The sequence below is a fragment of the Planotetraspora thailandica genome (genome assembly GCF_016863335.1).
Taxonomy (GTDB): Bacteria; Actinomycetota; Actinomycetes; order Streptosporangiales; family Streptosporangiaceae; genus Planotetraspora; species Planotetraspora thailandica.
The window spans coordinates 1-25,520 of sequence record NZ_BOOR01000011.1; the positions used below are offsets into that span (position 1 = coordinate 1).

The following is a 25,520-nucleotide window of genomic DNA, read 5'->3' on the forward strand; positions in this document are numbered from 1 at the left end:
ACGCGCAAGATCACCGTCGTCGCCCAGGGCGAGATCCTGCAGCTCAAGGACACCATGAACACGATGGTGGACCAGCTGTCCGCCTTCGCCGACGAGGTCACCCGTGTCGCCCGCGAGGTCGGCACGGAAGGACGCCTCGGCGGCCAGGCCCGCGTGCAGGGCGTCTCCGGGGTCTGGAAGGACCTCACGGAGAACGTCAACTCGATGGCGAACAACCTGACCTACCAGGTGCGTGACATCGCCGTCGTCACCACGGCGGTCGCCAAGGGCGACCTGACCCGCAAGATCGACGTGGACGCCCAGGGTGAGATCCTCGCCCTGAAGACCACCATCAACAGGATGGTCGACCAGCTGTCGTCCTTCGCCTCCGAGGTCACCCGCGTCGCGCAGGAGGTCGGCTCGGAGGGCCGCCTGGGCGGCCAGGCACGCGTCGAGGGCGTCGAGGGCATCTGGAAGGGCCTCACCGAGAGCGTCAACGAACTCGCCGGCCGCCTCACCACGCAGGTGCGCGCCATCGCCGCCGTGACCAGCGCCGTCGCCCGCGGCGACCTCACCCAGTCGATCACCGCCGACGCCGAGGGCGAGCTCGCCGACCTCAAGGACAACATCAACACGATGGTGTCCAACCTCCGGGCCACGACGAAGGCCAACGAGGAGCAGGACTGGCTGAAGTCCAACCTCGCCAGGATCTCCCGCCTCATGCAGGGCCACCGCGACCTCATCGAGGTCTCCCGGCTGATCATGAGCGAGCTGACGCCACTCGTCACGGCCAGCCACGGCGCCTGCTACCTGGTCGTCAACGGCGAGCTGAGCCTCATCTCCGGGTACGGCATCCAGCCCGGGTCGGGGCCGCGCAGGCGTTTCGCGCTCGGCGAGGGAATCGTCGGCCAGGCCGCGCTCGAGGCCCGGCAGATCATGCTGGAGAACGTCCCCGCTGAAGGCATCACGATCGAGACCGGTCTGAGCAGCTCCGGCCCGGCGCAGATCGTCGTCGTGCCGATCCTGTTCGAGAACCAGGTGCTCGGCGTCCTGGAGATGGCTTCGTTCAACCAGTTCAGCGAGGTCCACCTCGCGTTCCTGACCCAGCTCGTGGAGACGATCGGCGTCACGATCAACACGATCATCGCCAACTCCCGTACGGAGGACCTGCTCAAGGAGTCGCAGCGCCTGGCGACCGAGCTGCAGGAGCGCTCGGACGAGCTCCAGCGCCAGCAGGAGGAGCTGCGCAGGTCCAACGCCGAGCTGGAGGACAAGGCGGCGCTGCTCGCCAAGCAGAACCGCGCGATCGAGATCCAGAACTTCCAGATCGAGCAGGCCCGCCGCACCTTGGAGGAGCGGGCCGAGCAGCTGGCGGTGTCGTCGCGCTACAAGTCCGAGTTCCTCGCCAACATGTCCCACGAGCTGCGCACGCCGCTGAACAGCCTGCTCGTGCTGGCCAAGCTGCTGACCGAGAACACCGAGGGCAACCTGACCCCGCAGCAGGTCGAGTTCGCCAGGACGATCCACGGCGCCGGATCGGCGCTGCTGCAGCTCATCAACGACATCCTCGACCTGTCCAAGGTCGAGGCCGGCCGGATGGACATCCACCCGCAGCAGCTGTCGCTGTCACGGCTCGTGGACTACATGGAGGCGACCTTCGCGCCGCTCGCGCAGGACAAGGGACTCGCCTTCAGCGTCGAGATCGACCCGACCATGCCCAACGAGCTGCGCACCGACGAGCAGCGCATGCAGCAGGTGCTGCGCAACCTGCTGTCCAACGCCGTCAAGTTCACCCCGAAGGGGGAAGTGCGGCTCCAGGTCACCCACGCCTCACCCGACGTGCCCTTCGTCGACGAGACGCTGAAGTTCTCCGACAACATCCTCGCCTTCAAGGTCGTGGACACCGGCATCGGCATCGCGCCGGACAAGCTGGAGGTCATCTTCGAGGCCTTCCGCCAGGCCGACGGCACGACCAGCCGCAAGTACGGCGGCACCGGCCTGGGGTTGTCGATCTGCCGCGAGATCGCCCGTCTGCTCGGCGGCGAGATCCACGTGGACAGCACGCCCGGCCACGGCAGCACGTTCGTCCTCTACCTGCCGATGGCCTACTCGGGGCCGCTCGCGGCACGCGACGGCGGCGCGATCACGTCCACGACCGGAACGCCGGAACGCAACCCACGGGTGGCCGTCCTCGACCACGAGGACACCATGCCGGAGATCCCGCTGCCCACCGACCTGCCGATGCCGCAGCTGGAGCCGCTCCTCGAAGGCCAGAACTGGCAGGGCGACGATCCGCTCACCGGGGCCAAGATCCTCATCGTCGACGACGACATCCGTAACGTCTTCGCGCTGACCAGCGTGCTCGAACGGCACGGCTCCGTCGTCGTCTACGCCGAGAACGGCCGCGAGGGCATCGAACAGCTCGAACGCAACGAAGACGTCGCGCTCGTCCTGATGGACATCATGATGCCGGAGATGGACGGCTGGGCCACCACGTCGGCGATCAGGAAGATGCCGCAGTTCGCCGATCTCCCGATCATCGCGCTGACCGCCAAGGTCATGCGCGGAGACCGGGAGAAGAGCATCGCCTCCGGCGCCTCCGACTACGTGCCCAAGCCCGTCGACGTCGACCGGCTGCTCGAACGACTGCGCGGCTGGCTCATCCGCGGCCGCGTCGTGACCACGGAATCCTCGGAGCCCGTGTTCGGCTCCGAACTCCCCGACTCCCACGAAGGGCCGTGATCGATGCCTGACCGTGCCAAGGTCCTCCTGGTGGACGACCGGGAGGAGAACCTGATCGCGCTGGAGGCGATCCTCAGCTCGCTCGACCTGGCTCCCGTCCGGGCCCGATCAGGCGAGGAGGCGCTGAAAGCCCTACTCTCCACCGAGTTCGCGCTCATCCTCCTCGACGTGCGCATGCCCGGCATGGACGGCTTCGAGACGGCCGCCCACATCAAGCGGAGAGAGCGCACCCGCAACATCCCGATCATCTTCCTGACCGTGGTCGACAGCGCCCCGGACTACGCCTTCCGCGGGTACGCCGCCGGAGCGGTCGACTACCTCACCAAACCCTTCGACCCGTGGGTGCTGCGGGCCAAGGTCGCCGTGTTCGTCGAGCTGTACAAGATGAACCGGCGGCTCGCCGAACAGTCGGCGCTGCTGCGCGAACGCCTGTCGGCCGAACTGCCCGGCGGCTTGGGCGACCAGGCGGCCGTGCTGCCCGAACTCGCCCGCCGCATCACCGCCGTCGAGGAGGAACTCGCCCGCGTGCGCGACCTCAGCAGCAAGACCGGCGACCCCACACTGGACGGTCCGCTGTCCGACCTGGCCGACCGCGTCGCCCACCTCCGCGCCGGGTTCGACGCCGTCACCTGACCGGGCCCGCCCCCTTAATCAGTGGGCCCTTAATCAGTGGAACGCACGCGCGCCATCCGCGAAGGTGGCCCGATGGACCGCCAGACCATCAGCGCCCTCGCACACGCCGACCACCCCATCGCCGCCCCCATCAGCCCCGCGCACGTCGAACGCCTCCTCGCCCGGACGAAACTCAAAACAGGCGCGCGCATCCTCGACCTCGGCTGCGGAGAGGCCGCCTGGACATTGCGTGCGCTCGAACTCTTCCCCGAAACGAGCGCCGACGGCGTCGACATCTCCCCCGGCGGGCTGGCCGCCGCCGCGAAGGACGCGCAGGCGCGCGGGCTCGCCGGCCGCATCCGGCTCCACGAGACGTCCGCGGCCGGCTTCACGGCTGCCGAGCCGTACGACCTGGTGCTGTGCGTCGGGGCCACGCACGCCTTCGGCGGTCTCGCCCCGACCCTGGAGGCCGTACGTTCCTTCGTGAAGCCCGGCGGTCTCGCCCTGATCGGGGAGGGCTTCTGGGAGCAGAACCCGTCGCCCGCCCTGCTCACCAGGCTCGGCGCCACCCCCGACGAATACGCCGACCTCGCCGGAACCGTGGCCCGCATGGAAGAACCCGGCTTCCGCGTCGTCCACGGGCACACCAGCGAACGCGGCGAATGGGACGAGTACGAATGGTCGTGGACCGGCTCCCTCATCCGCTGGGCCGCCGCCCACCCCGGGCCCGACGGGGACACGGCGCTGGCCGCCGCCCTCGACCACCGTGACATGTGGCTGAACGGCTACCGCGGCGTGCTCGGCTTCGTCACGCTCCTACTCCTGCGCACCTGACCGAAGTCCAGCTCAGTGCCCACAGGACCGGCTTCCCTCCTCGCTCAGGGCTCGTCCCTCACCCCTCGCTCATCAGTCCAGCTCAGTGCCGCGCCCGTACCCCACACGGCCTCGCTCCGCTCGGCAGAACGGGCGCCCACAGGCACCGGCTTCCCTCCTCACTCAGGGCTCGCCCCTCACCCCTCGCTCGTCAGTCCAGCTCAGTGCCGCGCCCGTTCGAGGGCGTCCCAGAAGCCGCGGCGCAGGGCGTGACGGACCTCGTCGTGAAGAAGGAAGTCGATGGGCAGTGACGAGCCCTGCAGCAGGCGCGCCTCCAAGTCGGAGGGCATGCGCGGCTTGCGGGCGAGCACCGCCTCCAGCCACAGCGCCGGAGCGTCACGTGCGACCGAGTCGCCGAAGTCGTGGCCCTCCTTGTGCGCGGCCTTCACCGCCTCGGCCAGCGTCGTGGTGCCCGAGTTCTGCACAGGCACGGGGGCCGGCTGCGGCCCGGTGTACGGCCCGAGCGGCGCCGAATAGCTCCCCGTCGTCGACGAGTACGCGTTCGCACCGGACGAATAACCACCCGTGTCCTGCGAACTCCCCGGATAGCTACCCGCGGTGCCCGTGCCCGCCGGGTAGCTCCCGGTGACGCCCGTGTTGCCCGCGTTCCCCACGTTGGGCGTGTAAGGGTTCGGCGCCGGAGCGGGAGCGGGCGGAGGGGCCTGAACCACGGGCGGCGGAGGAGCGGGAGCCGGAGGAGGAGGCGGCGGCACCGGCTGGGGCGCAGGCTGCGGCTCCGGGGTGTATCCCGAATACGCCGGCAGGGACGGTTGCGCCGGAAGCGCGGGCGGGTTGACCTGCGGCGGACGCGCGTGCGAGGACGAGCGCCCACCGGGCTGTGAACCGTTGGCCGGGACGATGCCGGCGCCGGGTGAGCCGTTCACCAGCGGCACCACCGAACCGCCGGGCTGTGAGCCGTTGGCGAGAGGCACCACGCCGTTGCCGTGCGACTGCCCGTTGGACGAAGGCTGGTGATGCTGCCCGTTGCCCGATGCGGGCCCGGGGTCCGAGCCCGCGGTCAGCGTGACGAACTGCCGCAACTCGCTGGAGCCGATCTCGACGAAGTCGTCGCTCTCCTGGCGGAGCGTGCGGGAGACCGCCCAGCTTCCGTCGGCGGAGATGTGCACCACGGTCACCCGGATGCCGAGGTCCTGCGCGTCGCTGACCACTTGGGCGAGGTCTTCGTCGCCGCTCACCACGACGGCGTCGCAGACGGCGTTGTTGCGCGCCAGCGTCATCAGGTCACGGTGCACCTGTGCGTCGACGCCTTCACGCCGGCCCGGCCGGATGCGTCCGAGGCGAAGCTTGAGACCGGGAATGTCGGCCAGCACGTCGTGTTCCGGGGTCCTGCGGCCTTCGACCGTCGCCTCGTACCAGTAGCACCGCAGCAGCGGAAGACCGGTGCGTTCACGCGACAGACTGGTCAGGAGTTGCAGAAGCCCGGGGAAGTCCCAGGAGACGGCCTCGCGATGGCGGGTCCCGTGCACGGCCATCGCGCCGTCAGCCAGCAAGTAGCCGGCGTCAACGAACAGCGCACACCGATCCACGCGACACCGCCCTTCCTCCGTGGCTTTCCCAGGGTAATGAAGCGGGTGATCGTCCGAGGGAGAATCCTTGCGATTCAGCCCGCGCTCACACGATGGGGATCTTGTGGGCCCGCACCCTGGGGAAGGAGTGTTCACGGAGACCGTACCAGTTTGTCCTACTCTTGCCTCCCCTCCGAACGGTCAGGACCATGAGCGAGCGCTGACCGCCACAACCCCGAAAAGCAGGCTTTCGTCCCTGGTCGCGAGGTTGAGTACGGCATGCCGTCCGAGCACGGTGTGCATGGTCCCCACGATCACCCCGCCGAGCCCTCTCTTGGCCGGGCCCCCGGCACCCGCCTTGGCGGCGTGATCGCTCAGGGCCACCAGTCCGTCGGTGCCGTCGTCCCCGTTCCAGACCACGAGATCGATCCTCGCGGGGGTTGCGGCGGGAGCCAGCCCGGCGAGCGGCACCCTCAGACCGCCCTTCCCCCCGACCACGGCCGCGGTGTCCAGCACGGCCGCCCGGCTGTACGGCCGGCTGTCGTCGGTGGCCATCACGACCAGGCTCCATCCCGCGTGTTGCGACGCGCCCCATCGCATCGAGGGGTCGGCGACCCACCACCGCCCGCTTCCCGCCCCGCGGACCAGCGACGTGACGTCGGCGAACGCCTGATAGCCGTGCCTGATGGGCAGGTCGCTGCCGGCGACCTCGGTGGCGCGCACGGTCACATACCGGCTCGATCCCGGAGCCTTCACCCTGACCAGTCCGACGGGCGCCGAACTCCGGCCGGTGGCCGACCAGTACAGCCCCGCCCAGAGCACCCGGCCCCCGGCCGGCAGTTCGAGAAGCCCGCAGCTCGAGCTCCGGGTCGACGCGTCGCCGTCGTGATCGACGGGCACGGCGATCCGGGGGCCGGTTCCCGGGCGGATCCTCTTCGTCTCGCAGCCGGCCGGCGCGGGCGAGGAGCTGAGCAGGGTGTTGCCGATGGCCCGGGTGGTGACCCGCCCGTCGGCGGCGTAGCGGGCCGTGGCCCCCGAGGACCGCACGCCCAGGGTCGAGTGCGTGGACACGACCTGCCCGCCCGACGTCACCCGCAGCCCGAGACCACCGCCCACGGGCGCGTCGGCGGCGACGAGAACCCTGAGGAAGACGGTGGTCGCCTCCCCGGGAGCCAGGGCGCCGTGGCTGCACGTCACGACCTGCCGCGCCGTACGGCAGGCCCAGCCGTCCAACGTGCCCACCGACGGCGCGGTGCCCCTGCCTTTCGCGGCTCCGCCCGCCATGAGGGCGACGCCGGAGGGAAGGGTCACGGCGGCCTTCACGTCTCGGGTTAGCGCCTCGCCCGTGTTGCGGAGCCGTACGCCGACGATGCCGGACCTCGCACGGACCAGGGCGCCGAGCGGGTCGATGGTCGCGGCCAGCGAGGCGTGCTCCGGCGTCGCGGCGTGACCGCCGGTCGTGTGCCTGCCGGACTGGTGCCTGCCGGTGGGGGCCGCCGCGTGCGACGGCCCGCCCGGCTGCGGCGGCGCGACGTCCTGTGTGCGGTCCGGCTTTTCCGGGGTGGCGGATCGGGCGCTCGGAGAGGGGGTGGGCCCCGAGGGGGTGCCTGCCGTACCCGGCGAACGGGGGCCCCTGGCCGCGGGCCAGCCGCCCGGCCCGCCGTCGGAGAGCGGCTCGGCGATCAGTATGAACGCGACCGTGGCCGCCGTCGCCGCGGCGCCCGCGACGAGAGCCCGGTGCGGCGCGGGCATCCGTCGGATGGCGGCGGCGACCCCGCGCGGCGGAGAGCCCGCCGCCTCACGCTCCCTGGCGAGGTCGGCGAGATAGCCGTCGATGTGCGGCCCCACCACCAACTGGCCGACGATGACCCGCAGGCCCTGGGCGAGGTCGGCCAGCTCGAGAAAGGCCGCCCGGCAGTCGATGCACTCGGCGACGTGCTCGTCCACCGTCTGGCCTTCGCGCTTGGGCAGCCGGCCCTCGACGTGCTGAGGGATCTTCGCCAGGATCGGGCCGCATTCGTCCCGGGGCCCGCCCTCCCGGTGCAGCTGGAGGTAGGCCTGTCGCAGCCCGTCGCGGGCCCGGTCGGCCAGGGCCCCGACGCCGCCGACCGACATCCCGAGCAGGTGGGAGATCTCCGCCGGCCGGGCGTTCTCGACGTCCATGTGCCACAGGACCATGCGCCACCGCTCGGGCAGCGAGAAGAACGCCCGCGCGAGCACCGCGCGCTCCAGGCCGGTGAGCTCGGGGTCGACGTATATCCCGTCCGGGTCGGTCAGGTCGACGGCGCCGATGGCCACATAGCGGCGCACGGCCATCAGAAGGTAGGGGCGGAAGGCGAAGAACGGCCCCTCGCCCGCCCTGACCACGTCGAGCACGCCGGCGAAGGTCTCGACCAGGATGTCCTCGACCGCCTCGTCGCCCTGGAGGAACTGCCGGGCGAGCGACCGGGCCGCGACCGCGTGGCGCTGGTAGAGCATGCCGTACGCCGAGGCGTTGCCTCCTCTGACGGCTTCCAGCAGTTCCACGTCCGTTTGCCGGTCTTTTCTACTCATTGCGACCTCACGATTACGTTGAGTTGCACCGCCATTAATTCCGCAACGGATGTCATTGCTAAACCGCGCAGACGGCTTTACCTCTTCGACCTGCGTGTTTCACGTTCTGCGGGGCAGGCCGGGGCAGGCGGAACCGTCGAGGGCGGCGGCCCTACGCTGTGCACCATGAGTGACCGCGAAAAGCTGCTGGACGAGATCAAGAACAAGGGCGTCGTGCACGGCCGGGTGGTGCTGTCCTCAGGACGGGAGGCCGACTGGTACGTGGACCTGCGCAGGATCACCCTGGACGGCGTGGCGGCCCCGCTCGTGGGACGGGTGATGCTCGACCTGACCGAGGACCTCGGTTACGAGGCGGTGGGCGGGCTCACGCTGGGTGCCGACCCCGTGGCCACGGCGATGCTGCACGCCGCCGCCGCGCGCGGGCGCACGCTCGACGCATTCGTGGTGCGAAAGGAAGGCAAGGCGCACGGCCTGCAGCGGAGGATCGAGGGCCCGGACGTCGCCGGGAGGCGAGTGCTCGCGGTCGAGGACACGACCACGACGGGCGCGTCGGTGCTGACCGCCGTCGAGGCGCTGCGCGAGGCGGGCGCCGAGGTCGTGGGCATCGCCACGATCGTGCACAGGGGAGGCGACGAGAACCTGGCCGCCAGCGGCCTGCCGTACCGCTCGGCTTTCAGCCTCAGCGACCTTGGTCTCGCTTGACCATGAATTCCTGGCGCTCGCCCTGGGCCCCCTGCTCGCGCGGGGTTCCGTTCTCGTACACCCGCACCGTGCCGGCGTCGTCGAGCACGACGTCGAGCTCGGGGTTGGAGTAGGACGCCTGCTCTCCGCGGGTCATGTCCCTGTCGATGAGGACGTCGCCCCCGGGCACGCGGACGAACACGGGGCAAAGGTCGGCCTGGCAGACCAGTTGCACGGTGGGCACCTTCTCAGGCGGAGTGGCCGGCTCCGATGAGGGGCTCGCGGGAGCGCTCGGCGTGTCAGGGACGGGGGCGCTGCTCGAATCCAAGGAGGAGAACAGCGCCCTCGCACCCACGCCGATCAGTGCGAGCAGCACGATGACCGCCAGGCCGGCTAAGGCGAGCCTGGCGATGCCCAGCGGGTCAGACCTGTGGCGTCCCACACTTGGAGACTAACCGGTGCGCGGCCTCCGGGAAGGGGCCATGACGGGGCGTTGATATGGACGGCGCATCCGCGCCGACCTGCGGCTCAGCGCCCGGCGTGGTGGCGGCCCTTGGGCTCGGGGACGACCGTCCTGCGGCTCTTGATGACCTCGCGGACGATGGGGATGATCGACAGGAGGATGATCACGAAGACGCCCGGGAGGATGTACTTGTCGATGTTCTCGACCTTGGCGCCCAGGAAGTAGCCGAGCAGCAGCAGCGCCTCCACCCAGACGACGCCGCCCAGGGCGTTCCAGACGAAGAACCGGCGCGCGTCCATCTCGAGGACGCCGGCGACCGGGTTCATGAACGTACGGACGATCGGCATGAAACGTGCGGCCACGACGGCCCTGGCGGGGCCGAATTTCTCGAAGTAAAACTCGGCCTTCTCGACGTGTTCCTTCTTGAACAGCCGCGAATCAGGCTTCTCGAAGAGCTTCCGCCCGAATCTGCCCCCGAGAAAATGCCCGAACTGTGCACCCGCTATCGCGGCGAGGGGCGCGAAAACAAGCAGCGTGGGCAGCGAGAGGGGAGCGATCCCCAGCCCCTGGGCCGCGGCGGCGGTGCTGAAGATCCCCGCAGCGACGAGGAGGGAGTCGCCCGGCAGGAAGAATCCGACGAGCAGTCCTGTTTCGGCAAATATGATGGCGATAACGCCGATTGTGGCTACGGGGCCGAGCATGCCCAGCCACCACTTCGGGTCAAGAAGGTCCAAGAGCACGTCCACGGGGTGAGCCTACCCGTCCCATATGAGATGGGGCTGAGAAGCTGGAGGCCCATTCCCGAGCGAGGGCGGCGAATGGCGGACGCTTCGATGCTTCCCTGACCGGCATGGCCTTGGGGATACTGGCCACCGCCGGAACCGTCCAGAAGGAGATGACTTCGATGCCTATCGCCACTCCAGAGGTCTACGCCGAGATGTTCGACCGCGCCAAAGCGGGCGGCTTCGCCTATCCGGCCATCAACGTGACGTCGTCGCAGACCCTGCATGCTGCGCTCCGCGGCTTCGCGGAGGCGGAGAGCGACGGGATCATCCAGGTTTCAACCGGCGGCGCCGAGTTCCTGTCCGGCACGACGGTGAAGGACATGGTGACCGGGGCGGTCGCCTTCGCGGAGTTCGCCAAGGTGGCCGCCGCCAAGTATCCGGTCACGGTGGGCCTGCACACCGACCACTGCCCCAAGGACAAGCTGGACTCGTTCGTGCGGCCGCTGCTCGACATCTCCCGCGAGCGGGTCGCCCGCGGCGAGGAGCCGCTCTACCAGTCCCACATGTGGGACGGCTCGGCCGTACCGCTGGAGGAGAACATCCAGATCGCCTCCGAGCTGATCGACAAGACCCGGGACGCGCACGTGATCCTCGAGGTCGAGATCGGCGTCGTCGGCGGCGAGGAGGACGGCGTCGTCGGAGAGATCAACGAGAAGCTGTACAGCACGCCCGAGGACGGGCTCGCCCTCGCCGAGGCGCTCGGCCTGGGTGAGCGCGGCCGCTACATCGTGGCCGCGACCTTCGGCAACGTCCACGGCGTCTACAAGCCGGGCCACGTCAAGCTGCGCCCGAGCGTGCTCAAGGAGATCCAGGACGCCGTCGGCGCGAAGTACGGCAAGGACAAGCCCTTCTCCCTGGTCTTCCACGGCGGCTCGGGCTCGTCGACCGAGGAGATCCAGGAGGCCATCTCCTACGGCGTCGTGAAGATGAACATCGACACCGACACCCAGTACGCCTTCACCCGGCCCATCGCCGACCACATGTTGAGGAACTACGACGGCGTTCTCAAGGTCGACGGCGAGGTCGGCAACAAGAAGGCCTACGACCCCCGCTCGTACGGCAAGGCTGCCGAGACCGGCATGGCCGCGCGCGTCACCGAGGCCTGCCGTCAGCTCAAGTCGGCGGGCACGAAGCTCAAGTAAGCCCAGATCGGAGGGAAACGGGAGATCGGCTGCGTACCGATCTCCCGTTTCCCTGTCCCCGATCGTTACGGTTTGCGTCTCCTACAGGTAAGACTGTGCTCATGGAAACGCACGAAAACCTCCTCGCCGGTCCGCCGCCGACCCTGCTGCCGGACAATGCCGAGGCGCGAGACATGCTCCTGGCAGGCGCCATGGCGGCCGACGTGGCCGCGCGCTTCCCCGCCTATTCCGCCGCCTGGGCCGCGCTGGCCGACGACTACTTCGCGGCCGGGCACGCCGTCACGTCGTACGCGTTCGCCAGGACCGGATATCACCGGGGCCTGGACCAGTTGCGCCGCGCCGGATGGAAGGGGCACGGCCCCATCCCCTGGGAGCACGAGCCCAACCAGGGGTTCCTGCGTTGCCTGAACGCGCTGGCCAGGGCCGCTCAGGCGATCGGCGAGAAGGACGAGGCCGAGCGGTGCTTCCAGTTCCTCCGCGACAGCAGCCCTGCCGCCGTCGAGGAGCTGTCGCGCTGACCTGACGGCCGTCACCGGTACGGCCGGGCCGTACCGGTGACGCGGGCGCAGGAGGCGATCTCATGGGACTCGTGGTAATCGCCGCTGGGACTCTCCCGGGACCGGGAGATCCCACTGGGCCGAATGCTCAGGTAGTCTCAGTTTGCAAGAGGCCCCTGTCGCGCTTGCGCCAGGGGTTTTCGTTTTGTGCGCGGGAGTAAGACCATGCCGGCTGTCGTTCTCGTGGGTGCCCAATGGGGCGATGAGGGCAAAGGAAAGGCCACCGACCTGCTCGGCGGAGACGTCGACTACGTGGTCCGCTACCAGGGTGGCAACAACGCGGGCCACACCGTGGTGATCGGGGACCAGAAGTACGCGCTGCATCTGCTGCCCACGGGGGTGCTATCCCCTGACGTCGTGCCGGTGATCGGCAACGGCGTCGTCATCGACCCCGGCGTGCTGCTGAGCGAGATCGACGGGCTGGCGGCGCGGGGGATCGACAGCGACCGCCTGCTGATCTCGGCCAACGCGCACCTGATCATGCCCCACCACAAGGCGATCGACAAGGTCAGCGAGCGGTTCCTGGGCAAGGCCAAGATCGGTACGACGGGCCGGGGCATCGGTCCCGCCTACGGCGACAAGATCTACCGCGTCGGCATCCGCGTGCAGGACCTCCTCGACCCCGGCATCCTCGGCCAGAAGATCGAGGCGGCGCTTGCGGAGAAGAACCAGATCCTCACCAAGATCTACAACCGCCGCGGCCTCGAGGCGGCCAAGGTCCTCGACGAGTACCTCGGTTACGCCGAGCGGCTGCGCCCGCACATCACCGACACCTCGCTGGTGCTGAGCAAGGCGCTGGACGAGGGCAAGGTCGTGCTCCTCGAAGGCGGCCAGGGCACGCTGCTCGACATCGACCACGGCACCTACCCGTTCGTGACGTCGAGCTCCCCGACCTCGGGCGGCGCGTGCGCCGGGTCGGGCATCCCGCCGAACCGCCTCACCCGGGTCATCGGCATCCTCAAGGCGTACACGACCCGCGTGGGATCCGGCCCGTTCCCCACCGAACTGCTCGACGAGCAGGGCGAGTGGCTGCGCCAGACCGGAGGCGAGTACGGCGTGACCACCGGTCGCAACCGCCGCTGCGGCTGGTTCGACGCGGTCATCGCGCGGTACGCCACCCGGATCAACGGGGTCACCGACTTCTTCCTGACCAAGCTCGACGTGCTGTCCGGCCTCGAGCGCATCCCGGTGTGCGTCGCCTACGACGTGGACGGGACTCGGCACGAGGAGATCCCGATGACGCAGACCGAGTTCCACCACGCCACGCCGATCTACGAGGAACTGCCCGGCTGGCAGGAGGACATCTCCAGCGCCAAGACCTTCGACGACCTGCCGCCCAACGCGCAGTCGTACGTCAAGGCCCTGGAAAAGATGAGCGGCGCCCCGATCTCCGCCATCGGCGTCGGCCCCGGCCGTACGCAGACCCTGCAGATCCGGTCTCTCCTGTGATTTCCGGGGCGGCATGTGCCGTACGGGATGATTTGCGGGCATGCACGCCGGTGACCGGGAGATGCCCGGGGATGAGCGGCCGAGACAGTAAGGTACGCCGTTGTGCACGGATACGTTGAGCTACACGGTCACCGGGGGGCGCGCGGCCTGAGGCCGGAGAACACGCTTCCCGGTCTCGCATTCGCCCTGGAGCTCGGGGTCGACGCCCTGGAGTTCGACGTGGCCATGTCTGCCGACGGGCAGCTCGTGCTCACCCACGACCTGCTCGTCTCCCCGGTGACCAGCGCGGACACCGGAATGGCCACGCCGGACGACGAGATGTTCCCCTACGTGGGCAAGCCGATCAACTCGCTTACGCTCGCGCAGTTGCGCAAGCTGGACGTCGGCGTACGGCTCCCGCAACGCCCGGACGACCCCTTCGCGCTCACGCAGGTGCCGCTCCCCGACACCCGGATGCCCACGCTCGGCGCCGTGCTCGGCCTGATCGGCGCTCTCGGCGCGGACCGTGTCCGGCTCAACGTCGAGCTGAAGTCGAACCCCACCCGCCCCGACCTGTCCGGCGACCCCGTCGCGTTCACCGAGCTGGTGGTCAAGGAGCTCGACAAGCACGACAAGCTCGCCCGGGCGTCGATCCTCAGCTTCGACTGGCATGTCCTGCAGGCCGCCGAGCATCTGGTCGACCGGCGGTTCGCGTTGATCGAGCGGGTCAGCATGAAGCCGGAGTGGATGTCCGGGCTCGACCTGGCCGACTTCGACGGCGACATCCCCGCCGCCGCGGCGGCCGTCGGTGCCACGACGCTCTCCCCTGACCGCGAACTGGTCGACGAGGCACTCATGGCGAGCGCGTCCCTGCGCGGCATGCCCGTCGCCGTGTGGACGGTCAACGACCCGGAGGAGGCGTCCCGGCTGATCGACATGGGCGCCTCGGCGATCGTCACCGACTATCCCGACCGCATGCGCCGCCTGTGGAAGGACCGCGGTCTCCCCCTGCCAGAACCGGTTCGGCCGCTCCGGCACGTCGACGCCTGACCTCGGTCTCCCGTACGGCCAGGCCGTACGGGAGAGGCGGGTCACTCCTCGAGGGACAGCGCTCCGGACGGGCAGAGCTGGACCGCCCGGCGCGCCGCGGCCTCGCGCGACGCGGGCGGCTCGGGCTGGAGCAGCACGACGGTGCCGTCCTCCTCACTCTGGTCGAAGACCTCGGGGGCGGTGAGCGCGCACATGCCCGCGCCCACACAGACCCCGGTGTCAGCCTTGATCTTCATTGTGTTTCCTCCCCCCGACAGTGCGCTCACCAGGTGACCGGCAGCCGGTGCACCCCGTAGATGGACATGTCCGAGCGCATCGGGACGTCCTGCGGTGGTACGGCCAGGCGCAGACCGGGGAAGCGCCGCAGGAGCGCCGGGTAGGCGATGCGCATCTCGGTCCTGGCGAGCTGCTGGCCCAGGCACTGGTGCACACCGTGGCCGAACGTGAGATGACCGTGCGCGGATCGGGTGACGTCGAGGGTCTCGGAGTCGCCGAACTTCTCCGGGTCGCGGTTGGCCACGGCGGCCGCGATGGTCACCACCTCGCCCGCCCTGATCAGGTGGCCGTCCAGGTCGACGTCTTCCAGCGCGGTCCGCATCGGCCCGATGTGGATGATGGTCAGGTAGCGCAGCAGCTCCTCGACCGCGTTCTCCACCACCGCCGGGTCGTCGCGCACAGCCGCGAGCTGCCGGGGGTTCGTCAGCAGCGCGAACGTGCCGAGGCCCAGCATGTTGGCGGTCGTCTCATGGCCGGCGACGAGCAGCAGCAGCCCTACCCCGGCCAGCTCCTCGTCGTCTAGCTCGCCGCCTTCGACCAGGCCGCCGAGCAGATCGTCGGTCGGTTCGGCGCGCTTGCGCTTGATGAGGGCACGCAGGTAGTCGAGGAGGTCGTCGATCGCGGCCCGGATCTGCTCGGGCGTCGACTGGAGGTTCAGCATCACGGCGGAGTCGGCGTGGAACCTCTCCCTGTCGTCGTACGGCACACCGAGCAGTTCGCAGATCACGAGCGAGGGGATGGGCAGGGCGAAGGACTGCACGAGATCGAGCGGGCCGCCCTCACGCTCCATGGCGTCCAGCCGGTCCTCGGTGATCTGCGCGATCCGGGGTTCGAGCTGCTTCATCCGGCGCACGGTGAACTGGCCCGTCAGCAGCCGCCGGAACCTGGTGTGTTCCGGCGGGTCCATGCGGAGGAAGAATCCGGGCTGCTTCCGGATCTCCTGAAGATTGATCAGCCGCTGCTGGATCGGCGGGTGGAGGAGCTCCGGACGGGTGCTGAACGAGGGGTGGGCGAGCACGGCACGGGCCAGAGCCCACCCGGTGATCAGCCAGCCCTCATGACCGTCCGCGTAGATCATCCGGTGGATGGGCAGCTCCTCGCGGGCCCGGGTCAGCTCGTCGGGCGGGTCGAAGGGGCGCTCACGAGCAGTCGTGTACGTCATCAGGCCCGGTGTCGCCTCTGTCATGACTCGCTCCTTGTCTGCTTGTCAGGCTCCTTCCACACATAACATCATTCGGTGCAAATTTGCAATGGATGAAAAAATGATTTGAATGTCGTAAAGTTCGAGCTATGAGCGATGTGCTGGGCTTACGCGAGCGCAAGAAGCTCCGCACCAGGCGAGCGCTGATCGAGGCCGCCCTTCGCCTGTTCCAGGAGAAGGGATACGAGGAGTCGACGATCGCCGAGATCGCCGCGGCCGCGGACGTCTCGACCAGGACGTTCTTCAGCTACTTCGCCGGCAAGGAGGACGTCGTCTTCTTCGACGGCCAGGCGAGGGTCGACGCCGCGCTCAAGATGATCGCCGAACGCAGAGCCGGGGAGAGCGTCGTCGACCTGCTGCTGCGGGTCACCAGCCACAGCCTCGACACCGTCTCCGATGCCGACCTGACGGTCGAGCTGACCCCCGCCCGCCGCCATCTGATGATGACGGTGCCCGCTCTCCGTGCGCGCGGCCTGCACCTGCTGTATGAGACGCAGCGGAGGCTGGCCGAGGCCCTGCACCTGGCCTACGCGGACGAACTCGACCCGATCGAGGCCGCCGCCGCGATCGGCTCCGTCATGGGCGCCGCCCACCTCGCCACGATGATCTGCACCGACAGGGGCGAGACCCCCGAGCAGGTGTGGGCCGCGGGCAGGCGCGCCATGGAGATCGCGATCCGCGGCCTCGGCTCGATCGGCTGACTCTCCGGTCAGAGCCAGCCGTTGCGGCGGAACGCGCGGTGCAGCAGCGTGCACGCGACGACCATGACGCCGATGACCACGGGATAGCCGTAGACGGCCCTCAGCTCGGGCATGTGATCGAAGTTCATCCCGTAAATGCCGGCGATCATCGTCGGCACCGAGATGATCGCGACCCAGGACGAGATCTTGCGCATGTCCTCGTTGGCCAGGGCGTTCGAGCGGGCGAGCGCCGCCTGGAGGATGGAGTCGGACAGCTCGTTCGACGCCTGCACCTGCTCGCACACCCGGGACAGGTGGTCGCCGACGTCGCGGAAGTACTCCCGCATCTCCGACGGGATCATGCGGCGCTGGGGCAGCGCGTTGAACGGGGTCTGCAAGGGGGCGACGGCCCGCTTGAGCTCGAGCATCTCGCGCTTGAGCTGGTAGATGCGGTTGATGTCGCGCGAGCTCACCTCGGCGAAGACGGCGGCCTCGACCTCTTCCAGCTCAGCCTGCATGAGGTCAGCGACCTGGAGGTATTTGTCGACGACGTGGTCGGCGATCGCGTGGAGCACGCCCGTGGGACCCCGGCCCAGCAGCTTGGGCTTGTCCTCGAGCTTCTCCCTGACGTCGGAGAGCGCGCCGTGCCTGCCGTGCCGTACGGTCACGACGAAGTCGGGGCCAACGAAGATCATGATCTCGCCGGTGCCGATGATCTCGCTGGTCGCGGTCAGGGCCTCATGGTCGAGGAAGGCCACGGTCTTGAGCACGACGAACAGGGAGTCTCCGTAGCGCTCCACCTTCGGGCGCTGGTGGGCCTTGATCGCGTCTTCGACCGCAAGGGGGTGCAGGCCGAAGGTCTCGGCGAGCCACTCGACCTCGGGGGCGGCGGGCTCGTGCAGGCCGACCCAGACGTACGCGTCGGACACGGGGCTGCCGGTGTTGTGCTCGCGGACGAGGGAGATGGCCTCGGCGATGCCGGGAGCCTCGACCTTCTTGCCGCTGATGTACGCGCCGAACTCGACGAGGGACTTGCTCGGGGGTACGCAGGAGGTCGTCAACGCGTCAGGCTTAGTGATCACGGACGTGTCGATACGAGTTGGGACAACACGGCCGTTTCGGGTGATGCGGGGGAAAATCGCTGAAGAGCGCATGGCGGTCCCTTCCCGCCCGAGTCAGCACGCTCTCCGCGCGACGTAATGTCACCCCTTTATCAAGGCGTGAGCTGCCCCTCGGGCTCAGTTGTGAAGTGGTCGGGAGTGCGCACGTCGCACGTGCGCGAGCACGTACTAACGGGATCACCAGAATTCATCCCGAACCACCTCCAATCACCACGAGAGGGGACGAAGCCTACCTAAGCTACCACAAACGGAGTTGCCCGGCCTTTTGAGAGTACCCCACCCATCCGCGTGATCATGCAGAAGTTCGAGGAGATACCAGACGAGCTGCCCCACCCCTGGGGGTGATCATGCAGAAGTTCGCAAGCCTGCCGTACGAGCTGGGGAAACTCGTTTCGTGATCATGCAGAAGTTCGAGAATCCATGGGCCGACCTGCGCTTACGTCATTCGTGATCATGCACTTAAGCAGAAGTGCATGATCACGAACCTGAACCACCCAGGTCAGACGGCATGTCATCGAACTTCTGCATGATCACGACTTCTGTTTCCGCAGGCCACGGTCATGTTCTACGAACTTCTGCATGATCACCTCCAGAGTTGGGGGAGGTCAGGGCCCTGCCCACGAACTTCTGCATGATCACGCCCAAGGTTGAGGTCCTTGGGGTGAGGGGAGGGGGCGTGCGGGGACGAGGCACGGGACAATGGGACGCGTGCGCGTTCTTGTCATCGGATCCGGGGGTCGTGAGCACGCCATTTGCCGTGCCCTGCGACGCGACCCCGCCGTCTCTGAGCTCCACTGTGCTCCCGGCAACGCCGGCATCGCGGAAGTGGCGACCCTCCACCCCGTGACGCCCACGGACGGCGCGGCCGTCTCGGCTCTGGCCGTACGGCTGGGCGTCGACCTTGTGGTCGTCGGACCGGAGGCTCCTCTGGTCGTCGGCGTCGCCGACGCCGTCAGGGAGGCCGGCATCGCCTGCTTCGGGCCGTCGAAGGAACCCGCCGCGATCGAGGGCTCCAAGGCGTTCGCCAAGGACGTCATGCTGGCGGCGGGAGTCCCCACCGCCCGGGCGTTCACCTGCGAGACCGAAGACGAGTTCGCCGCCGCGCTCGACGCGTTCGGCCCTCCGTACGTCGTGAAGGACGACGGCCTGGCCGCCGGGAAGGGCGTCGTCGTCACGAGCGACAGGGACGCGGCGCTGGCGCACGCCCGGGCGTGTGAGCGGGTCGTCGTCGAGGAGTTCCTCGACGGCCCGGAGGTGTCGCTGTTCGCCCTGTGCGACGGCGAGACGGCCGTGGCGCTGCAGCCGGCGCAGGACTTCAAGCGCGCCTACGACGGCGACCAGGGCCCGAACACGGGCGGCATGGGCGCCTACACGCCTCTCCCCTGGGCTCCGGCCGACCTCACCGAGCAGGTCATGGCCGAGATCGTCCGGCCGACGGTCGCGGAGCTCGCCCGGCGCGGCATGCCGTACGCGGGGGTGCTCTACGCCGGGCTGGCCCTCACGAAGACGGGCCCGCGGGTCATCGAGTTCAACGCCCGGTTCGGCGATCCGGAGACGCAGGTCGTGCTCGACCGCCTGGAGACGCCGCTGGCGGGTCTGCTGTTCGCCTGCGCGACGGGTGCGCTGGCGGCCCACGAGCCGCTGCGCTGGCGCGGCGGCGCGGCGGTCACCGTGGTGATCGCGGCCGAGAACTACCCCGGCGACCCCGTCAAGGGCGACCCGATCGAGGGGATTCCCGCCGGCACCGACGAGGCGTACGTCTTGCACGCGGGCACGGCGCGCGACGGCGAGCACCTGGTGTCGAACGGCGGCCGCGTGCTCAACGTGGTCGGCACGGGGGAGGACGTCGCGGCGGCGCGTGCGGCGGCCTACGCGGCGCTCCAGAAGATCTCGCTGCGCGGCTCGCACCACCGGTCCGACATCGCGGTCCTGCCTGGCTGACAGCACCGACGACCGGGCCGGAACGGCTGACCCGTACGGCCGGGGCCGTCGCGGGCGTGAATAAACTCGGCACGGTGAAACACCTCCACTCCGGCAAGGTCCGCGACCTGTACGAGACCGACGACGGGCTGCTGCTGATGGTGGCCTCCGACCGGATGTCGGCCTACGACTATGTGCTCGAGCCCGGCATCCCCGACAAGGGCGAGATACTGACGCGGCTGTCGTTGTGGTGGTTCGACCAGCTCAAGGACGTCGTGCCCAACCACGTCGTCTCGGCGGACGTTCCCGCCGAGTTCGCGGGCCGTGGCATCCTGTGCCGCAGGCTCGACATGGTGCCGGTCGAGTGCGTCGCCCGCGGTTACCTGACGGGCGGCGGGCTCGCCGAGTACCGCAGCGACGGCGCCGTCTCGGGCGTGAAGCTCCCGCCCGGCCTGGAGGACGGGTCGCGGCTCCCCGAGCCGATCTTCACCCCGTCGACGAAGGCCCCGATCGGCGAGCACGACGAGCCGATGACGTTCGACCAGGTCGTCGAGAAGTCGGGTGCGGAGGTCGCCGAGCAGCTCAGGCGGATCACGCTCGACGTCTACACCCGAGGGGCCGAGATCGCCCTCGAACGCGGCATCATCCTGGCCGACACCAAGATCGAGCTCGGATGGGACGCCGACGGCGTCCTGACCCTGGGCGACGAGGTGCTGACGCCGGACTCGTCCCGGTTCTGGCCGCGCGACCTGTGGGAGCCGGGCCGAACGCAGCCGTCGTTCGACAAGCAGTTCGTCAGAGACTGGCTCACGTCCGAGTCGGGCTGGGATCGCAACTCGGGCGAGGCACCCCCGCCGCTCTCCGACAAGATCGTCGAACGCACGCGACAGCGGTACATTGAGGCGTTCGAACGCCTGACCGGATCCGCGTTCCGCAGCGTGTCACTCCCGTCACATCGGCATCAGTGATTCACAGCCAACCGGGCCTTTCCGGGAGTAGTTCCCCCGCGAAACGCCCGGGTTAGGGGCTACTCTGGGCCGACGTGGCCGCCGCCGACCGCGGGTCCCCCACCTTCCCCCGACCGAGGAGTCTCATCCATGGTTCGTTACCGCGTGCGCGGTGGCAACGTACTGCGTGGAACCGCCTTCATTCAGGGTGCGAAGAACGCCGTACTGCCCATGATCGGTGCGGCGCTGCTCGCCTCCGAGGGCCGCACCGTGCTCCGCAACGTCCCCGTGATCGAGGACGTGCGCAGAGCCGTCGAACTCGCCCAGGCCGTCGGCGCCAAGGTGGAGTTCCACGAGACCGAGCGGACCCTGGTGATCGACGCCTCCCGGCTCACCAGCCCGGTACTGCCCGCCCACATCGCGCGGCGTTTCCGCGGGTCGGTCCTGTTCGTCCCCGCGCTCCTGCACCGTCTCGGCGAAGCCGTCATCGAGGGCATCGGCGGCTGCAACCTCGGCAGCCGCAACCTCGACTTCCACTACCTCGGCTACAAGCGCCTCGGCGCAGTGGTGGACGAGGGCGAGAGCGTCATCCACATCAAGGCGGCCGGCCTCGTCGGCGCCCCGCTGTACCTCGACACCCCGTCCCACACGGGTACGGAGAACCTCATCATGGCGGCTTCCCTCGCCAAGGGAACGACCGTCATCGAGAACGCCGCACTCGAGCCCGAGGTGCTCGACGTGATCGGGATGTTGTCCCGCATGGGCGCCCGGATCACCGGCGGCGGCACCGGCTTCATCACGGTCGAGGGCGTCGACGAGCTGACCGCCGTCGAACACACCGTCATGCCGGACCGGCTCGACGCCGGCGTCTTCGCCATGGCCGCGGCGATCACGGGCGGCGAGGTCAACCTCGTCGGCGCATCGCTGGAGCACCTCGGCGTCGTGCGCTGGAAGCTGGAGCAGATGGGCGTGGAGTTCGAGACCGACGGGGCGGTCCTCCACGTGCGGCGGGACAGGGAGCTGCGGCCGATCAACGTGATCACCGACACCTACCCCGGCTTCGCGACCGACCTGCAGTCACCGCTGATGACGGTGGCCTGTCTCGCGGACGGCTCCAGCTACATCCACGAGCGAATCTTCGACGGACGTTTCGCGCTCGCGGGAGAACTTAACAAAATGGGCGCCCGAATCGAGGTCGACGGCAGCCGTGCGGTCGTTCACGGACCCACGCCGCTGCACGGAACCGAGGTCACGGCGCACGATCTTCGCTCCGGAATTGCGCTCGTTCTGGCCGGACTGGCCGCCGAGGGAGAGACGACGATCGACTCCGGATATCTTATCGACCGCGGCCATGCCGCTCTCGCGCAGCGTATGCAGGCCCTCGGCGCAGATGTGGAACGGGAAATTTCCCCATTGAGCGAGGCCTGAGTCCGGAAACCCATTTATCGGCCGCGACCTGCGCAAACATTACATTGTCGTGAAGCGCCGAGCCCTACTCGAATGGTATTCCGGAAAATCCGGGCGTGACATTACGGCCGTAGCAAGCGATCGTTCCAAAGAGAAGCCACAACAACGAGGGCATGTGGGATGGGACGAACATTGGTCGAGCGCACGGAAGAGACTCCGCGCGGGTCGCGGCTGAGCGCGGGGACGCCGGACCTCACCATCGGCGTGGTGGGGTCACACGACCTCGTCGAGCGGGTGATGCTCATGGGGCACGCGGCGGCTCCGGTGCCATGCCGGCTGGTCGCGGCCGCATACCGAGACGAGCAGGAAGCAGCCGACAAAGTGACCCGGCTCGGCCCCGGCGTGGACGCGTGCCTCTTCGCCAGCCCGGTGCCGTTCGAACTCGCCCGGCGGGCGGGGGTGCTGACCGTACCGGCGACGCACGTTCAGCTCGGCGGCGCCGCGCTGGTGTCGGCGATCGCGCGCGCCACGCTGGACGACCGCATCGATCCGCGGCGGGTGAGCATCGACGTGCTCGGTCGCTCGGAGATCGACGAGGCGTATTCGGATCTCAACCTCCCGTCGGGCGACGTGCACAGCCGTGACGAGCCCGGGGCGACGGGCACCATCACGGCCTTCCACGAACGCCTGCTCCGTCAGGGCGTCACGACGGGAGTGCTGACCTGCGTCCAAGGGGTGGCCGACCGGCTTACCGCCGCCGGGATGCCGGCCATCACCATCAAACCGACCTCGGCCGCGATCCGGTCGGCGCTGCACACGGCGGGGCTGCTCGGCGCCCGGCACCGCCTGGAGGAGTCGCAGCTCACCGTCATCCTGGTCGAGGTGCCGACGCTGCGCGAGCCCGTACGGCGGGCCTCCCCGCGGTATTGGCGCGACGAGCTGCGGCTGTCCCTGCACCGCCTGCTCGTCCAGGAGGCCAACCGGATCAACGCGAGCGTGTGGCCGATCGACGACCACAGCTACCTGGTGGTGGCCACCAAGGGGTCGATCGCCGCCGCGACCGACGGTTTCCGCGTGCTGCCGTTCGCGTCGCGGATCCGGGAAGAGCTCGGGCTGGCGGTCGAGGTGGGCGTGGGCATGGGCCGTACGACCCATGACGCCGAGACGCACGCGCGCGGCGCGCTGACGCGCAGCCAGGGCGGGAAGCAGGCGCAGGGGTTCGCGGTGGACCGCGAGGGCAGGGCCCTGGTGCCGCCGCCCCGGATGCCTCCCCAGTCGGGAGGGCCGGCCAAACCCCGGGGCATCGAGGTGCTCTCCCGCCTGGCCGCCAAGCTCGAGGGCGGGGACACCGTCGTGGACGCGGAGGGGGCCGGCCGCATGCTCGGCGTCACTCCCCGCACGGCTCGGAGGTTGCTGCGCACGCTGGTTGACGAGGGACTCGCGTGGCCGCTTCCGCCGAACCGTACGCCCCAGCCCGGCCGGCCCCGGCAGCTCTACCGGCTGATCGTGGAGAAGCTGAGCCGCTGACGCGGAACGGCCTCCCCCCGGGGCCGATCGGTCCGGATTCGCGGGCTATTGTCATGCGCCATGAGCACAAACGGTCGTGACATCCGGATCTGGCTGGCGCTCGCCGCGGTCTACATCGTCTGGGGTTCGACATACCTCGCGATCAAGATCGCCACCGAGAGCATCCCCCCGCTGCTCAGCGGGGGGATCCGGTTCGTCGTGGCCTCCGCGGTGCTGGGCACCGCGGTGCTCGTGCGCAAGGGGCGGCAGCCGTACAGGATCAGCCGGCGGGAGCTGGGCGGCGCCGCGCTGGTCGGGCTGCTTCTGCTGACTCTGGGCAACGGCATGGTGGCCCTGGCCGAGCAGTACATCTCCAGCGGACTGGCGGCGCTGCTCGTCGCGTCGGTGCCGCTCTGGCTGATCCTGCTCAGGGCGGCCTTCCGCGACCGGCCGCATGTGCTCACGATGGCCGGCGTGCTCGTGGGCTTCGCCGGGGTGGCCGGGCTGTCGCTGGGAGGCGGGACGTCGGCGAAGGCCGTCGGGATCGTCGTGATCCTGCTGGGCTCGGTGGCGTGGTCGGTGGGGTCGTTCCTGTCGCCGCGGATTCCCATGCCGAAGGACCCGTTCGTGGCGAGCACCGTCGAGATGATCGCCGGAGGGCTCGGGCTCCTGCTGCTGGGCGGCGCCTCCGGCGAGCGCCTGCACATCGACGAGATCACCGGGAGCTCGCTGCTGGCCTTGGCCTACCTGGTCGCCTTCGGCTCTCTCCTCGCGTTCACGTCGTACGTGTGGCTGCTCGGCAATGCGCCCATCTCGCTCGTTTCGACCTACGCGTACGTCAATCCCGTGGTGGCCGTGGGCCTCGGCGTGCTCGTCCTGGACGAGCAGGTGACCCGGGGCATGCTGGTGGCCGGCGTGCTGATCGTCGCCGGAGTCGCCCTCGTGGTGTCCACTGAGCGCCGCAAGCGCGTGGCCGAGCCCGAAGGCGCCGCCCTGCGCCGCGTCAGCTCCTGAACGCCTCGGCGGCTTCGAGGAAGGCGTCGTTGGCCTCGGGGTCGCCGATCGAAACGCGGGCGCCCTCACCGGCGAACGGGCGTACGGCCACGCCCCACAGAGCGCAGTGGTCGGCGAACTCCATGGTGCGCTCGCCGAGCCGCAGCCACACGAAGTTGGCCTCGGTGGGCGGCACCGTCCAGCCCTGCGCGATCAGTCCCTCGGCGACCCGGGTGCGCTCCTTGACGACCGTCTCGACGCGGTCGAGCAGCTCTTCCTCCGCCTCGAGCGACGCCAGTGCGGCCGCCTGGGCCAGATGGTTCACCGCGAACGGCAGCAGCGTCTTCCTGACCGCCGACGACACCGGCGTGTGCCCGATCAGGTAGCCCACCCGCAGCCCGGCCAGGCCGTACGCCTTGGAGAACGTCCGCATGACGGCGACGTTGGGCCGGTCACGGTAGAAGGTGAGGCCGTCGGGTACGTCGGCGTCCCTGACGTATTCGCGGTAGGCCTCGTCGAGCACCACCAGGACGTTCTCCGGCACGCGGTCGAGGAAACGACGCAGCTCGGCCGTACGGTTGACCGTCCCGGTCGGGTTGTTCGGGTTGCACACGAAGATCAGGCGCGTGTTCGCCGTGACCGCCTCGGCCATCGCGTCGAGGTCGTGCGTCTCGTCTTTGAGCGGCACCCGGATCGACGTCGCCCCCGACAGCGCGGCGAGCGTCGGGTAGGCCTCGAACGAGCGCCACGCGTACACGACGTCCGTGCCCGGCTCGCCGACGGCTTCCAGGAGCTGCTGTGCGACGGCCACCGAACCTCCGCCGAGGGCGACGTGCTCCACCGGCACGCCGTGCCGGGCGGCGAGCGCCTCGGTGAGCCTCACAGACGCGGGATCGGGATAGCGGTTGACCCCGGCCGCCGCCCTGGCGATCGCCTCGACGACCGAAGGCAGCGGGTCGTAGGGGCTCTCGTTGGACGAGAGCTTGTACGACCGGCCCTCGGGGGAGACCACCGATTTGCCCGGCTTGTAGGCCGGCATGGTGTCGAGGATCATGCGGAAACGCGGCATGTCATTACC

Annotated in this window: 22 protein-coding genes; 14 read left to right on the forward strand and 8 right to left on the reverse strand. The window is 69.3% G+C overall.

Annotated elements, in window-relative coordinates:
• From Pth03_RS10700 to Pth03_RS10710, 3 genes are all read left to right on the forward strand, one after another.
• Nucleotides 1-2,721, forward strand: a 2,721-nt coding sequence (locus Pth03_RS10700) for a hybrid sensor histidine kinase/response regulator (RefSeq protein ID WP_203944031.1), incomplete at its 5' end; no start/stop codon positions are given.
• 3 nt (nucleotides 2,722-2,724) lie between these two features.
• Nucleotides 2,725-3,354, forward strand: a complete 630-nt coding sequence (locus tag Pth03_RS10705) for a response regulator (RefSeq protein ID WP_203944032.1) — start codon at nucleotides 2,725-2,727, stop codon at nucleotides 3,352-3,354.
• Nucleotides 3,355-3,426: 72 nt separating this feature from the next.
• Nucleotides 3,427-4,167 (forward strand): SAM-dependent methyltransferase, encoded by a 741-nt coding sequence (locus tag Pth03_RS10710; protein WP_203944033.1) that lies wholly within the window; start codon nucleotides 3,427-3,429, stop codon nucleotides 4,165-4,167.
• A gap of 200 nt (nucleotides 4,168-4,367) precedes the next feature.
• On the opposite strand, the gene Pth03_RS10715 is transcribed toward Pth03_RS10710, so the two are convergent.
• Both Pth03_RS10715 and Pth03_RS10720 read right to left on the reverse strand, forming a co-directional pair.
• Nucleotides 4,368-5,753: an NYN domain-containing protein gene (locus Pth03_RS10715; RefSeq protein WP_203944034.1), complete on the reverse strand. Its 1,386-nt coding sequence runs from the start codon at nucleotides 5,751-5,753 to the stop codon at nucleotides 4,368-4,370.
• Nucleotides 5,754-5,933: 180 nt separating this feature from the next.
• Nucleotides 5,934-8,285 (reverse strand): sigma-70 family RNA polymerase sigma factor, encoded by a 2,352-nt coding sequence (locus Pth03_RS10720; RefSeq protein WP_203944035.1) that lies wholly within the window; start codon nucleotides 8,283-8,285, stop codon nucleotides 5,934-5,936.
• Between the two features lie 165 nt (nucleotides 8,286-8,450).
• On the opposite strand from Pth03_RS10720, the gene pyrE reads away from it, so the two are divergent.
• Entirely contained in the window at nucleotides 8,451-8,987 is a 537-nt protein-coding gene (gene pyrE / locus Pth03_RS10725; protein WP_203944036.1) for an orotate phosphoribosyltransferase, read from the forward strand.
• Here pyrE and Pth03_RS10730 read toward each other — a convergent pair.
• Together Pth03_RS10730 and Pth03_RS10735 are read right to left on the reverse strand one after the other, a co-directional pair.
• Entirely contained in the window at nucleotides 8,965-9,408 is a 444-nt protein-coding gene (locus Pth03_RS10730; RefSeq protein WP_203944037.1) for a hypothetical protein, read from the reverse strand. The genes pyrE and Pth03_RS10730 overlap by 23 nt on opposite strands.
• Before the next feature lie 86 nt (nucleotides 9,409-9,494).
• Entirely contained in the window at nucleotides 9,495-10,175 is a 681-nt protein-coding gene (locus tag Pth03_RS10735) for a DedA family protein (RefSeq protein ID WP_239118923.1), read from the reverse strand.
• Between the two features lie 158 nt (nucleotides 10,176-10,333).
• Here Pth03_RS10735 and fbaA point away from each other — a divergent pair, with 158 nt between their 5' ends.
• The 4 genes from fbaA to Pth03_RS10755 all read left to right on the forward strand — a co-directional run bounded on the left by fbaA (nucleotide 10,334) and on the right by Pth03_RS10755 (nucleotide 14,391).
• Nucleotides 10,334-11,356: a class II fructose-bisphosphate aldolase gene (gene fbaA / locus Pth03_RS10740; RefSeq protein ID WP_203944038.1), complete on the forward strand. Its 1,023-nt coding sequence runs from the start codon at nucleotides 10,334-10,336 to the stop codon at nucleotides 11,354-11,356.
• Between the two features lie 101 nt (nucleotides 11,357-11,457).
• A complete protein-coding gene (locus Pth03_RS10745) occupies nucleotides 11,458-11,874 on the forward strand; it encodes a DUF3151 domain-containing protein (protein ID WP_203944039.1) in 417 nt (138 codons plus the stop codon).
• Between the two features lie 204 nt (nucleotides 11,875-12,078).
• Nucleotides 12,079-13,362: an adenylosuccinate synthase gene (locus Pth03_RS10750; protein ID WP_203944040.1), complete on the forward strand. Its 1,284-nt coding sequence runs from the start codon at nucleotides 12,079-12,081 to the stop codon at nucleotides 13,360-13,362.
• A 102-nt stretch (nucleotides 13,363-13,464) separates the two neighbouring features.
• Nucleotides 13,465-14,391 (forward strand): glycerophosphodiester phosphodiesterase family protein, encoded by a 927-nt coding sequence (locus tag Pth03_RS10755; RefSeq protein WP_203944041.1) that lies wholly within the window; start codon nucleotides 13,465-13,467, stop codon nucleotides 14,389-14,391.
• Between the two features lie 41 nt (nucleotides 14,392-14,432).
• Here the strand turns inward: Pth03_RS10755 and Pth03_RS10760 are convergent, their stop codons facing one another.
• Together Pth03_RS10760 and Pth03_RS10765 are read right to left on the reverse strand one after the other, a co-directional pair.
• Nucleotides 14,433-14,627, reverse strand: a complete 195-nt coding sequence (locus Pth03_RS10760) for a ferredoxin (protein WP_203944042.1) — start codon at nucleotides 14,625-14,627, stop codon at nucleotides 14,433-14,435.
• A gap of 26 nt (nucleotides 14,628-14,653) precedes the next feature.
• Nucleotides 14,654-15,853, reverse strand: a complete 1,200-nt coding sequence (locus Pth03_RS10765) for a cytochrome P450 (RefSeq protein WP_203944043.1) — start codon at nucleotides 15,851-15,853, stop codon at nucleotides 14,654-14,656.
• A gap of 104 nt (nucleotides 15,854-15,957) precedes the next feature.
• On the opposite strand from Pth03_RS10765, the gene Pth03_RS10770 reads away from it, so the two are divergent.
• Complete coding sequence (locus Pth03_RS10770; RefSeq protein WP_203944044.1) at nucleotides 15,958-16,569, forward strand: TetR/AcrR family transcriptional regulator; 612 nt, start codon at nucleotides 15,958-15,960, stop codon at nucleotides 16,567-16,569.
• An 8-nt stretch (nucleotides 16,570-16,577) separates the two neighbouring features.
• Here Pth03_RS10770 and corA read toward each other — a convergent pair whose 3' ends face one another.
• Nucleotides 16,578-17,630, reverse strand: a complete 1,053-nt coding sequence (gene corA, locus Pth03_RS10775) for a magnesium/cobalt transporter CorA (RefSeq protein WP_239118924.1) — start codon at nucleotides 17,628-17,630, stop codon at nucleotides 16,578-16,580.
• Between the two features lie 747 nt (nucleotides 17,631-18,377).
• Between corA and purD the strand changes: the two genes are divergently transcribed.
• The 5 genes from purD to Pth03_RS10800 all read left to right on the forward strand — a co-directional run bounded on the left by purD (nucleotide 18,378) and on the right by Pth03_RS10800 (nucleotide 24,463).
• Nucleotides 18,378-19,610: a phosphoribosylamine--glycine ligase gene (purD, locus tag Pth03_RS10780; protein ID WP_203944046.1), complete on the forward strand. Its 1,233-nt coding sequence runs from the start codon at nucleotides 18,378-18,380 to the stop codon at nucleotides 19,608-19,610.
• Nucleotides 19,611-19,684: 74 nt separating this feature from the next.
• A complete protein-coding gene (locus tag Pth03_RS10785) occupies nucleotides 19,685-20,557 on the forward strand; it encodes a phosphoribosylaminoimidazolesuccinocarboxamide synthase (protein WP_203944047.1) in 873 nt (290 codons plus the stop codon).
• Nucleotides 20,558-20,686: 129 nt separating this feature from the next.
• Entirely contained in the window at nucleotides 20,687-21,964 is a 1,278-nt protein-coding gene (gene murA / locus Pth03_RS10790) for a UDP-N-acetylglucosamine 1-carboxyvinyltransferase (RefSeq protein WP_203944048.1), read from the forward strand.
• Nucleotides 21,965-22,240: 276 nt separating this feature from the next.
• The gene (locus Pth03_RS10795; protein ID WP_203944070.1) at nucleotides 22,241-23,470 is read left to right on the forward strand and encodes a transcriptional regulator; all 1,230 of its coding nucleotides are present in this window, start codon (nucleotides 22,241-22,243) and stop codon (nucleotides 23,468-23,470) included.
• Between the two features lie 60 nt (nucleotides 23,471-23,530).
• Nucleotides 23,531-24,463, forward strand: a complete 933-nt coding sequence (locus Pth03_RS10800) for an EamA family transporter (RefSeq protein ID WP_203944049.1) — start codon at nucleotides 23,531-23,533, stop codon at nucleotides 24,461-24,463.
• Here the strand turns inward: Pth03_RS10800 and hisC are convergent.
• Complete coding sequence (gene hisC, locus Pth03_RS10805) at nucleotides 24,453-25,511, reverse strand: histidinol-phosphate transaminase (RefSeq protein WP_203944050.1); 1,059 nt, start codon at nucleotides 25,509-25,511, stop codon at nucleotides 24,453-24,455. The genes Pth03_RS10800 and hisC overlap by 11 nt on opposite strands.
• Nucleotides 25,512-25,520 lie beyond the last annotated feature (9 nt).

Bases quoted from the DNA above. Each gene is read 5' to 3' on its own strand.
- Pth03_RS10705 (WP_203944032.1), top strand. From the start codon at position 2,725: ATGCCTGACCGTGCCAAGGTCCTCCTGGTGGACGACCGGGAGGAGAAC.
- Pth03_RS10710 (WP_203944033.1), top strand. From the start codon at position 3,427: ATGGACCGCCAGACCATCAGCGCCCTCGCACACGCCGACCACCCCATC.
- Pth03_RS10720 (WP_203944035.1), bottom strand. From the start codon at position 8,285: ATGAGTAGAAAAGACCGGCAAACGGACGTGGAACTGCTGGAAGCCGTC.
- pyrE (WP_203944036.1), top strand. From the start codon at position 8,451: ATGAGTGACCGCGAAAAGCTGCTGGACGAGATCAAGAACAAGGGCGTC.
- fbaA (WP_203944038.1), top strand. From the start codon at position 10,334: ATGCCTATCGCCACTCCAGAGGTCTACGCCGAGATGTTCGACCGCGCC.
- Pth03_RS10745 (WP_203944039.1), top strand. From the start codon at position 11,458: ATGGAAACGCACGAAAACCTCCTCGCCGGTCCGCCGCCGACCCTGCTG.
- Pth03_RS10750 (WP_203944040.1), top strand. From the start codon at position 12,079: ATGCCGGCTGTCGTTCTCGTGGGTGCCCAATGGGGCGATGAGGGCAAA.
- Pth03_RS10760 (WP_203944042.1), bottom strand. From the start codon at position 14,627: ATGAAGATCAAGGCTGACACCGGGGTCTGTGTGGGCGCGGGCATGTGC.
- Pth03_RS10765 (WP_203944043.1), bottom strand. From the start codon at position 15,853: ATGACAGAGGCGACACCGGGCCTGATGACGTACACGACTGCTCGTGAG.
- Pth03_RS10770 (WP_203944044.1), top strand. From the start codon at position 15,958: ATGAGCGATGTGCTGGGCTTACGCGAGCGCAAGAAGCTCCGCACCAGG.
- murA (WP_203944048.1), top strand. From the start codon at position 20,687: ATGGTTCGTTACCGCGTGCGCGGTGGCAACGTACTGCGTGGAACCGCC.
- Pth03_RS10795 (WP_203944070.1), top strand. From the start codon at position 22,241: ATGCTCATGGGGCACGCGGCGGCTCCGGTGCCATGCCGGCTGGTCGCG.
- Pth03_RS10800 (WP_203944049.1), top strand. From the start codon at position 23,531: ATGAGCACAAACGGTCGTGACATCCGGATCTGGCTGGCGCTCGCCGCG.
- hisC (WP_203944050.1), bottom strand. From the start codon at position 25,511: ATGCCGCGTTTCCGCATGATCCTCGACACCATGCCGGCCTACAAGCCG.